Here is a 9,620-nt window from a genome sequence, read left to right on the forward strand (position 1 = left end):
CGACGCCGTCGTCGTCGCCCCGCCCGTCCTCGTCGCGACCCTCGTCCTCCCGTCCCGCCACGCGGGGCACACCGCCCACGCCTCCGCGCGGCACGCCGCGTGCCGAGCGGGTCCAGATCCGGGTGCCGCGTCTGTTCACCGTGCGGGCGATGGTGTTCTCGTGCGTGCTCCTGCTCGCGTTCGTGCTGGTCTACCCCACCCTGCACTCCTACCTGCAGCAGCGTGCCGAGGTGGACCAGCTGCGGGCGCAGGTCGACGCCGCGCGGCAGCGCAACGAGGACCTCGAGGCCGAGAAGGGCCGGTGGGACGACCCCGCCTACGTCGTCGCGCAGGCGCGTGAGCGGCTGTCGTTCGTGATGCCGGGGGAGAAGGCGTTCCGCGTCGTCGACCCCGAGACGGTCCCCGACACCGCGCCCGCCGCGCAGGGGCCGGCCTCCGTGCTTGACGCCGGCTCCACTCTGCCCTGGTACGCGACCGTGTGGGAGTCGGTGCAGGAGGCCGGAGAGGCTCCCGCGGCAGGGGACAATGGGACGCCCGCGCCGCCCGCCGGCGGCTGACCCACCCGCAGGAACGGATCCCCCTGTGCCTCCCTCGATCGACGCGGTGTCCGAGCAGGACGTCGCGGTGCTCGCCGAGCAGCTCGGCCGCCCCCCGCGCGGCGTCGTCGGCATCGCGGCGCGCTGCGTCTGCGGCCGGCCGCTCGTCGTGCGCACCGCCCCGCGCCTCGACGACGGCACCCCGTTCCCGACCACCTACTACCTCACGTGCCCCCCGGCGGTCGCCGCCGTGAGCACGCTCGAGGCCGGCGGGCTCATGAAGGAGCTCACCGCCCGGCTCGCCGAGGACGAGGAGCTGGCCGCCGCCTACCGCCGGGCGCACGAGGCGTACCTGGTGGACCGCGAGGCGCTCGGGCACGTCGAGGAGATCGCGGGGATCTCGGCCGGGGGGATGCCGACGCGGATCAAGTGCCTGCACGTGCTGGTGGGCCACGCCCTCGCGGCCGGCCCCGGGGTCAACCCGATCGGCGACGAGGCCCTGGCCCTGATCCGCGACGAGTGGCGCCCGGACCGCTGCACCTGCTGACCCTCCCGTCCTCCCACCGGACGTCCGAGCAGATGTGGGCCGGAGCCGCCCTCCGCTCGGACGTTGCGACCGTCTCTCTGCGGACGTCCGAGCCGGGGTGGGTCGGAGCCGCCCTCTGCTCGGACGTCGTGGCGGGTGGGGGTCGTCGGGCGGTGCGAGGATGGTCCGCGTGACTCGTGTGGCTGCCATCGACTGCGGGACCAACTCCATCCGACTGCTCGTCGCGGACGTGGATCCCGACGCCGGGACGCTGGTGGACCTGGACCGCCGGATGGAGGTCGTCCGCCTCGGTCAGGGGGTCGACCGGACCGGCCGCATCGCCCCCGAGGCGCTCGCCCGGACGCTCGACGCCGCCCGCCGGTACAGCGAGGTCTGCACCGGGCTCGGCGTGGAGGCGGTCCGGTTCGTGGCCACGTCGGCGTCCCGCGACGCCGAGAACCGCGCGGACTTCGTCGAGGGTGTGCTCGCCGCGCTCGGCGTGGAGCCGGAGGTCGTCGACGGGCAGGAGGAGGCCGAGCTCTCCTTCCGCGGCGCCACCGGCGTGCTCGGCGCGCAGCACCCCGGCCCGTTCCTCGTGGTCGACCTGGGCGGCGGCTCGACCGAGCTGGTCCTGGGCACGACGACGCCCGAGGCCGCCTACTCGATGGACGTCGGCTGCGTCCGGATGACGGAGCGGCACCTGCTCGGCGACCCCCCCACCGCCGCCGAGATCGCCGCCGCGCACGCCGACGTGTCCGCGGCGCTGGGCACCGCGTCGGCCGTCGTCCCGCTCGGCAAGACGGTGACGCTGGTCGGCCTGGCCGGGACGGTCACCACGGTGACGGCGCACGGGCTCGGCCTCCCGGCCTACGACCCGGCGGTCATCGACGGGTCCGTCCTGCCGGTCGACGTCGTGCTCGCCGCGTGCGACGACCTGCTGCGTCGCTCGCACGAGGAGCGCGCAGCGCTCGGCTTCATGCACCCCGGTCGGGTCGACGTGATCGGTGCCGGTGCGCTGGTCTGGGGGGACGTGGTCCGCCGGGTGCGCGACGACGTCGCCGCGGCCGGCGGCCGGCTGACCGAGGTGGTCACCTCGGAGCACGACATCCTCGACGGCATCGCCTGGAGCATCGCCACCCGCTGACCCGAGCGCTCACGTGCGACGCGGGACGTCCGAGCACCCGAGCGCCCTGGCGACCACGTGCTCGGACGCAGCGCTGGTCAGGACGGGACGTCCGAGCAACCGAGCGCCCCGGCGACCACGTGCTCGGACCCAGCCGGAAGACGTCGCGCGACACGCCTGCAGCGTTGTGGACGGTAGTGCGCACTGTGTAATAGCGTCGCACCTGCGGGAGCCGGAGGGGGCTCCCGCACCAGCGCGCCGGTCCCGTGCCGCCGACAGCCCCGCCGGGCGGTCGGCGGCGCGGACCCCGACCCGGAGGTACCGATGGACACCACCCAGCTGCTCAAGGGCGTGCTCGACCTGGCGGTGCTCGCCGTCGTCTCGGACGAGGACGGCTACGGGTACGACGTCGTGCGTCGGCTGCGGGCCGCGGGCATCGAGGAGGTCGGCGACGCGTCGGTCTACGGGACGCTGCGCCGGCTCTACTCGTCGGGCGCCCTGACGTCCTACGTGGTGCCCAGCGATGAGGGCCCGCACCGCAAGTACTACGGGATCAACGCCCAGGGCCGGGCCGTGCTCGAGGCCCAGCGCAAGGACTGGCAGGAGTTCGCAGGCACGATGGGCCGCCTGCTCAAGACGGAGGTCGTGCGATGAGCGTGCTGGACACCACCGACGTGCTGGACGTCGCGGCCTACGCGGCCGCGGTGCGCCGCAGCCTGGCCGACCTGGGACCGGAGCTGGTCGACGACCTCACCGACGACCTCGACGCCGACCTCGCCGAGGCGCTCGCCGACGAGCGGCACGTCGCCCACGGACGCGGCCTGCTCGAGCAGTTCGGCCCGCCCGAGGAGTACGCGGCGGAGCTGCGGACGGCGGCCGGCCTGGCCCCGTCGACCAGCGACCAGAGGCGCGTCCGACTGTTCCGCGACCCCGTCGAGGACGCGCAGCGACTCGGTGCGTGGGCGCTGCGCGGGCTGCGGGCGCAGGCGTGGTGGGTGCCCACCGAGGGCTTCCTCGTCGCGCTGCGGCCCGCCTGGTGGCTGCTGCGGGGATGGGTGGTCTACCAGCTCGTCGCGCTCGGGTCCGGGGCCTCGGGGTGGTTCCCGCAGAACCTGCCGGCCCTCCTGGTGCTCGTCGGCTGCGTGGTCCTCAGCGTGCAGTGGGGACGCTCGGCCTGGTTCCAGTCGCGCCGGGTCGCGTGGCTCGCGGCGACCGCCAACGTGGTGGCCGTCGTCGCCGTCCTGCCGCTGCTGGGCTGGGTGCAGGACCACGTGGGGGACCGCGAGCAGGTCTTCGACCAGTACCAGGCCGGCGGCTTCGGCCCGTCGGGCACCCAGACGATCTACCAGGACCGGCCGGTCGACGGGGTGGTCGTCGACGGCATGCAGGTGAGCAACCTGTTCGTCTACGACTCCGGGGGCAACCCGCTCACGGACGTGCAGGTCTACGACGACCGCGGCCGCCCGGTGCGCACCACGTACGACAACGGGTTCGAGCAGTACTGGTTCCCCGAGGGCACCGAGCCGTGGTCGTTCGTCAGCCGGACCGACGCCGACGGCCGCGCCCGCTGGAACGTGTACCCGCTGCAGGGCGCACCCTCCTCGGCGTTCACGTCGGACGACCAGGGGGTGCAGGTCCTGCCGGCCGGGACGTCCGCGACGACACCGCCGTGGCCGTTCGCCAAGGCGCCTGCGCTCGACCCGCCCGCCGACGCAGCCATCGGTGCGGAGCGCGCGACGCCGTCACCGTCCCCCTCCCTGATGCCCTGAGAGCGGACTGTGCGCAGGGTCACCGGTCCCCCGTAGCGCGGCCCCCTGCCCGCGCGGCTACCGTTGAGGTATGCCTCAGTCAGCCTCCGACGTCGTCTCCACGCCGACCCCCACGTCGGCCAGCACGGACGCGGCAGCCCGCCCGGGCAAGCCCCGCAAGGTGCCCCGCGTCGTCATCCTCGGCGGCGGGACGGTGGGCCTCTACACGGCCCGCCGGCTGCGCAAGCGCCTGGGCAAGCGGGAGGCGGCCATCGTCGTCGTCGACCCCCGCCCGTACATGACGTACGCCCCCTTCCTCCCTGAGGCGGCCGCCGGCTCGATCGACCCCCGCAACGTCGTCGCGCCGCACCGCCGTGCACTCAAGGGCATCGACGTGCTGCAGGGCAAGGTCAGCGAGATCGACCACGCGGGTCGCACCGTGCAGATCACGCCCGAGGAGGGCGACCCCTACTGGATCACCTACGACCACCTGGTGGTGGGCCTGGGCTCGGTGGCCCGCACGCTGCCCATCCCGGGGCTGGCGGAGCAGGGCATCGGCTTCAAGAACGTCGAAGAGGCCATCGCGGTCCGCAACCACGTACTCAACCGCATCGACATGGCGGCCAGCACGTGGGATCCGGACCTGCGCAAGCGCATGCTCACGTTCGTCTTCGTCGGCGGCGGGTTCGCCGGCATCGAGGCGCTCGGCGAGGTCGAGGACATGGCGCGCGCGGCGGTGAAGTACTACCACGCCATCGAGCAGGAGGAGGTCCGCTTCGTCCTGGTCGAGGGCTCGCCGCGCATCCTGCCCGAGGTCAGCGAGGAGCTGGGCGGCTACACCCTCGAGCAGCTGCGCAAGCGGGACATCGAGATCCACCTGTCCACGTTCCTCAACAGCTGCGTCGACGGGCACGTGGTCCTGTCCTCCGGGGTCGAGTTCGACGCCGAGACCATCGTCTGGACCGCCGGCGTCAAGGCGAACCCGGTCCTGAAGAACTCGGACCTGCCGCTGGACAAGCTGGGCCGGGTCACCTGCAACGCCTTCCTCCAGGTGGTCGACGCCGACGGGACCCCGGTGCCCGACGCCTACGCCGCCGGTGACTGCGCGGCGGTGCCGGACCTGTACAACCCCGGCCAGTTCTGCCCGCCCAACGCCCAGCACGCGCTGCGCGAGGGCAACCACATGGGCGACAACCTGGCGCGCGTCCTGCGCTCCGCGGAGCTGACGGAGTACAAGCACAAGAACATCGGCGCGGTCGCGTCCCTCGGCATGTACAAGGGCGTCGCGCAGATGTTCGGGCGGGTCAAGGTCCGCGGCTTCCTGGCGTGGGTGCTGCACCGGACGTACCACGTGGCGGCCATGCCGACGTTCAACCGCAAGATCAAGATCGCCGCCGGGTGGACCGGCTCGCTGCTGTTCCGTCGCGAGGTCGTCGCGCTCGGGACGCTGCACGACCCGCGGGCCGAGTTCCGCGCCGCGTCCGTGCCGGCCAAGCCGCGGGCGGCTGAGCCGTCGCTGCCGGAGATCAAGGCCGAGCCCGGGTCCCACGCCGAGAAGACCGGCGCCGAGCGCGCCTGACAGACCGCTGCGAGCCCCCGACCCGTCGCGGGTCGGGGGCTCGCGTGCTCGGGCTGGCAGGATGTGGCGCGGCCCCCGTAGCCCAACTGGCAGAGGCAGCCGGCTTAAACCCGGCACAGTCCGGGTTCGAACCCCGGCGGGGGCACCCGTCAGCCGAGGCCGTCCGCGGCCTCCGCCTGCTCGATCGTCGCCAACCAGTCCCGCTTGGTGGCGCGCCACCCCTCGTCGTCGGCGCCCAGGCGCCAGTAGCCGGACACCGACAGCCGGTCGCGTGTGACTCCACGGTCGACGCGCACGTGCCGGCGCAGCTCCCGGACCACCCCGGCCTCGCCGTGCACGAACGCGCTCACCGGCGCGGGCAGCTCGGGCAGGGCCGTGACGGTGTCGACGAGGGCCAGGCCGGCCACCCCGACGCCCTGGTGCACCCACCGGACCTGCATGCCGGCCGGCGCGGTCAGCGCGATCTCGTCCTCGGGCCCGTGGATCTCGATCACCGCGTGCCCGATCGCGTCCGCCGGCAGCCGCTCCAGCGCCACCGCGATCGCCGGCAGCGCGCTCGCGTCGCCGGCGAACAGGTACGAGGCCGCGTCGGGGTCCGGCGACCAGGCGCCGCCGGGGCCGACGAGCAGGACCTCGTCGCCGGGCTGCGCGGACGCCGACCACGGTCCCGCGATCCCCTCGTCGCCGTGCACGACGAAGTCGAGCGTGAGCTCACCGGCCGCGGGGTCGAACGCGCGGACCGTGTAGGAGCGCTGGCGGGGCTGGTCGCCTGGCGGAAGGCTCGCGCGGACGGCGTCCAGGTCGAGCCGGCCGTCCTGTCGCCGCGGTCGTGGGCTGCCCTCCGGGAGGAAGAGCACCTTGACGTAGGAGTCCGCGTGCGGTGACGGGACGAAGTCGACCAGCCCTGGGCCGCCCACCACCACCCGCACCATCGTCGCGGCGATCCGTTCCGTCCGCACGACCTCCGCCACGAACGGCGCAGGGCGGGGACGGGGCGGTGCGTCGGTCATCGAGGTCCTTCGTCGGGGGCTGGCGTGCAGCGGCCCACGCTAACCCGTGTTCTGACATGACGACGGGGGCGGTCCCCCTCCGGACCGCCCCCGCCGTGGTTCTCAGGTCAGGCGTCGCGCCGCCTCAGCAGCACCGCGGCCACCCCGAGCACGAGCACGATCCAGAGGACCAGCACCCCGTAGCCCTGCCAGGCCGTCAGGTCCGCACCGACGTCGCTGAACGCGGCCGTGGCCTCGAGCTGCTCGTTCGTCTGCGTGAACTGCTGACCCGCCACTCCCGGCAGGAAGGGGTTGGCGTACTGGAGCGGCTTCCACGGGATCGCACCGAACAGGATCGGCGCCACGAGCAGGAGCCCGAGGACCGTCGCCAGAGCCGCTGCCGAGTGGCGCAGGAGCGCACCGAGGGCGTACGAGAACAGCGCGATCGTCGCCAGATAGACGGCGGTCCCGACCAGGGGCCGGATCAGCTCCGGGTCCGTCACGTCGATCGAGAAGTCCTTGCTGTCGAAGAAGAGCCACTGGAGCGCCACGGACAGCGCGACAGCGACCAGCGCGACGACGAACACCGAGACGACGAGCACGATCCCCTTGGACCAGAGCACCGGCAGCCGCTTGGGTACTGCCGTCAGGCTCGACCGGATCATGCCGGTGCTGTACTCGCTCGTGATGGTGAGCGCACCGAGGACGGCCACGGCGAGCTGGGCGAGGGTCACGGCGATGCTCAGCGGGTCGAGCGGGTTGCCTGCGGTGCCCTCCGGTGGACCGCCCTCCGCCGGGCTGGGCACGTTGACGAAGGCCAAGCTGATCAGGACGACCAGGCCGACCGTGGCGATCAGGAAGATCGAGAGCGTCCACGTGGTGGAGCGCACCGACCAGAACTTGATCCACTCGCCACGCAGCAGGTGGCTGAACCGGAGGCGGTGATTGGACGGGGTGGCGGCGCGACGCTGGGGCTCGGTGGCGACGGCGGTGCTCATCGGGCGTCCTCTCCGGTGGTCGGGGCGGGGGAGCCGGCGGAGCGCGGAGCCTCACCGGGAAGGGCGGCCGAGTGGTACTCGACGGACTCGGACGTCAGGGACATGTACGCGTCCTCGAGCGACCCGGTCAGGGGCGTGAGCTCGTGCAGCACGATGCCGGACCGCGCGGCGATCTCACCGACCTCGACCGCGGTGGCGCCGTGCACCTCCAGCAGGCCCTCCTCGCCGCCCGGCGTGACGGTGACCGCCGGACCGGCCAGGCGCGACGCCAGGTCGGAGGCGTGCGGCGACCGGACGCGGACCGTGGCACGGGTGGCCTGGGAGATCACGGTGTCCACCGGCCCGTCGGCGATGATCTTGCCGCGGCCGATGACGATGAGGTGGTCGGCCGTCACCGCCATCTCGCTCATGAGGTGCGAGGACAGGAAGATCGTGCGGCCCTCGGACGCGGCCAGGTACTTGACCAGGTTGCGCACCCACAGGACGCCCTCGGGGTCGAGGCCGTTGACCGGCTCGTCGAGGATCAGCGTCTGCGGGTCACCCACCAGGGCGGCCGCGATGCCGAGCCGCTGCCCCATGCCGAGCGAGAAGCCGCCGACCCGCCGCTTGGCGACGGTGTCCAGCCCGGTCATCGAGATGACCTCGTTGACGCGCTTCTCCCCGATGCCGTGCGTGGCCGCGATGGCCCGCAGGTGGTTGCGCGCGCTGCGGCCGGTGTGGACCGCCTTGGCCTCGAGGAGCGCTCCCACCTCGGTGAGGGGGGAGCGGTGCTCGGCGTAGGGGCGTCCGTTCACGATCACGGAGCCGTGCGTCGGCCGGTCCAGGCCGACGATCATGCGCATCGTCGTGGACTTCCCTGCCCCGTTGGGGCCCAGGAAGCCGGTGACCCGTCCCGGCTGCACGGTGAACGAGATGCCGTCCACCGCCAGCTTGGTGCCATATCTCTTCGTCAGGTCGTGGGCCTCGATCATCGCTTTTTCCTCGTCGTCGGGAACTGAGCCGAGTCGACCCTAGGGGTGCGGCGCAAGCACTTACATCGGACCATGGGGGGACCACAGCCCAGCCGAAAGGTCGAGGTGGGGAAGACCCGGGAACGAACGCGCCCCTGTCCGCGTTCGCTACGGTGACAGCCTTGTCTGACAGCGCCCGATCCGTCCAGGAGGACGCCATGGCCAATCCCGTGTTCAACAACAGTCCGGTGTTCCAGGACCCCGTCCAGCGTCGCGGCCAGCGGTCGCCCGCGTCGACGGTCTCCTACGGCACCGCCGGCGCCCAGGTGGCCGACGCCGCCAGCCTCGACCAGATGTACGACGCCCCCGCCGCGACGACGCGCGAGACGGGCCGCCTGACCTACGACGACGTCATCATGAAGACCGCGGGCCTGCTGGCCCTGCTGGTCGTCACCGGCGCGGCGACGTGGGTGCTCGCCCCGCAGCTGTGGATCTTCGGCGCGATCGTCGGCCTGGTCCTCGGACTGGTCAACGCGTTCAAGAAGACCCCCAGCCCCGCGCTCATCACGCTCTACGCCGCGGCGCAGGGTGTGTTCCTCGGCGGCATCAGCGCGATCTACGAGACCTGGTACGACGGGATCGTCGTGCAGGCCGTGCTCGCCACCGTCTCGGTGTTCGCGGCGTCGCTGTTCCTCTTCCGGTCCGGCCGGGTGCGGGTGACGCCCAAGTTCACGCGCATCCTGCTGCTGGCCATGGTCGGCTATCTCGTGTTCTCGCTGGTCAACGTCGTCCTCATGCTCGTCGGGGTCGGTGGCGGCGACTTCGGGCCGCTGCGCTCCGGCCCGCTCGGTATCGCCGTCGGCCTCATCGCCGTCGTCCTGGCGGCCGCGATGCTCATCGTCGACTTCGACTCCATCAAGCGCGGTGTCGAGGCCGGTGTGCCCCGCCAGTTCGCGTGGACCGCTGCCTTCGGCCTCGTCGTGACGCTGGTCTGGCTCTACCTCGAGCTGCTGCGGATCTTCGCGATCCTGCGTGGCGACTGACCTGGGTCAGAACTGACTGACGTCGGCCCGACCCCGCCATCCGAGGGCCCCCCGGCCCCCGGGGGGCGCGCCCCCCCCCCCCGCCCAGGGGGGGCGGGCCCCGCGCGGGCCCGCAGCCCCCCTCGGGG

At 73.1% G+C, this 9,620-nt stretch carries 10 protein-coding genes and 1 tRNA gene; 8 read left to right on the forward strand and 3 right to left on the reverse strand.

The window, feature by feature from the left end; all coding sequences use genetic code 11:
• The 7 genes from RYN42_RS17860 to RYN42_RS17890 all read left to right on the forward strand — a co-directional run.
• The coding region (locus RYN42_RS17860) for a septum formation initiator family protein (RefSeq protein ID WP_315098206.1) at positions 1 to 557 on the forward strand (557 nt) is incomplete at its 5' end.
• A 25-nt stretch (positions 558 to 582) separates the two neighbouring features.
• Positions 583 to 1,083 carry a DUF501 domain-containing protein gene (locus RYN42_RS17865; protein WP_315098207.1) on the forward strand — a complete coding sequence of 167 codons (501 nt, stop codon included), beginning with the start codon at positions 583 to 585 and terminating at the stop codon, positions 1,081 to 1,083.
• Between the two features lie 169 nt (positions 1,084 to 1,252).
• The gene (locus tag RYN42_RS17870; protein ID WP_315098210.1) at positions 1,253 to 2,206 is read left to right on the forward strand and encodes a Ppx/GppA phosphatase family protein; all 954 of its coding nucleotides are present in this window, start codon (positions 1,253 to 1,255) and stop codon (positions 2,204 to 2,206) included.
• A gap of 303 nt (positions 2,207 to 2,509) precedes the next feature.
• Positions 2,510 to 2,839, forward strand: coding sequence for a PadR family transcriptional regulator (locus tag RYN42_RS17875; RefSeq protein ID WP_315098212.1), 330 nt, complete (start codon positions 2,510 to 2,512; stop codon positions 2,837 to 2,839).
• Entirely contained in the window at positions 2,836 to 3,954 is a 1,119-nt protein-coding gene (locus RYN42_RS17880) for a hypothetical protein (protein ID WP_315098215.1), read from the forward strand. Before RYN42_RS17875 ends, RYN42_RS17880 begins: the two co-directional genes overlap by 4 nt.
• A gap of 70 nt (positions 3,955 to 4,024) precedes the next feature.
• The gene (locus RYN42_RS17885) at positions 4,025 to 5,512 is read left to right on the forward strand and encodes an NAD(P)/FAD-dependent oxidoreductase (RefSeq protein ID WP_315098218.1); all 1,488 of its coding nucleotides are present in this window, start codon (positions 4,025 to 4,027) and stop codon (positions 5,510 to 5,512) included.
• 71 nt (positions 5,513 to 5,583) lie between these two features.
• Positions 5,584 to 5,657: transfer RNA gene (locus RYN42_RS17890), tRNA-Leu, on the forward strand.
• Between the two features lie 4 nt (positions 5,658 to 5,661).
• Here the strand turns inward: RYN42_RS17890 and RYN42_RS17895 are convergent.
• The 3 genes from RYN42_RS17895 to RYN42_RS17905 all read right to left on the reverse strand — a co-directional run bounded on the left by RYN42_RS17895 (position 5,662) and on the right by RYN42_RS17905 (position 8,470).
• Positions 5,662 to 6,522, reverse strand: a complete 861-nt coding sequence (locus RYN42_RS17895; RefSeq protein ID WP_315098221.1) for a siderophore-interacting protein — start codon at positions 6,520 to 6,522, stop codon at positions 5,662 to 5,664.
• Positions 6,523 to 6,629: 107 nt separating this feature from the next.
• Complete coding sequence (locus RYN42_RS17900; protein ID WP_315098224.1) at positions 6,630 to 7,499, reverse strand: ABC transporter permease subunit; 870 nt, start codon at positions 7,497 to 7,499, stop codon at positions 6,630 to 6,632.
• Positions 7,496 to 8,470 (reverse strand): ATP-binding cassette domain-containing protein, encoded by a 975-nt coding sequence (locus RYN42_RS17905; RefSeq protein WP_315098227.1) that lies wholly within the window; start codon positions 8,468 to 8,470, stop codon positions 7,496 to 7,498. The genes RYN42_RS17900 and RYN42_RS17905 overlap by 4 nt, the downstream gene beginning before the upstream one ends.
• Positions 8,471 to 8,667: 197 nt before the next feature.
• Between RYN42_RS17905 and RYN42_RS17910 the strand changes: the two genes are divergently transcribed.
• On the forward strand, positions 8,668 to 9,492 hold the full coding sequence (locus RYN42_RS17910; RefSeq protein WP_315098230.1) for a Bax inhibitor-1/YccA family protein: 825 nt from the start codon (positions 8,668 to 8,670) through the stop codon (positions 9,490 to 9,492).
• The last annotated feature ends 128 nt before the right edge of the window (positions 9,493 to 9,620 follow it).

This window comes from uncultured Cellulomonas sp., from assembly GCF_963527515.1.
Lineage (GTDB): Bacteria > Actinomycetota > Actinomycetes > Actinomycetales > Cellulomonadaceae > Cellulomonas.

What these genes read in the sequence shown, in the direction of transcription:
- RYN42_RS17900 (WP_315098224.1), bottom strand. Translation starts at nt 7,499, where the DNA reads ATGAGCACCGCCGTCGCCACCGAGCCCCAGCGTCGCGCCGCCACCCCG.
- RYN42_RS17880 (WP_315098215.1), top strand. Translation starts at nt 2,836, where the DNA reads ATGAGCGTGCTGGACACCACCGACGTGCTGGACGTCGCGGCCTACGCG.
- RYN42_RS17905 (WP_315098227.1), bottom strand. Translation starts at nt 8,470, where the DNA reads ATGATCGAGGCCCACGACCTGACGAAGAGATATGGCACCAAGCTGGCG.
- RYN42_RS17895 (WP_315098221.1), bottom strand. Translation starts at nt 6,522, where the DNA reads ATGACCGACGCACCGCCCCGTCCCCGCCCTGCGCCGTTCGTGGCGGAG.
- RYN42_RS17910 (WP_315098230.1), top strand. Translation starts at nt 8,668, where the DNA reads ATGGCCAATCCCGTGTTCAACAACAGTCCGGTGTTCCAGGACCCCGTC.
- RYN42_RS17875 (WP_315098212.1), top strand. Translation starts at nt 2,510, where the DNA reads ATGGACACCACCCAGCTGCTCAAGGGCGTGCTCGACCTGGCGGTGCTC.
- RYN42_RS17885 (WP_315098218.1), top strand. Translation starts at nt 4,025, where the DNA reads ATGCCTCAGTCAGCCTCCGACGTCGTCTCCACGCCGACCCCCACGTCG.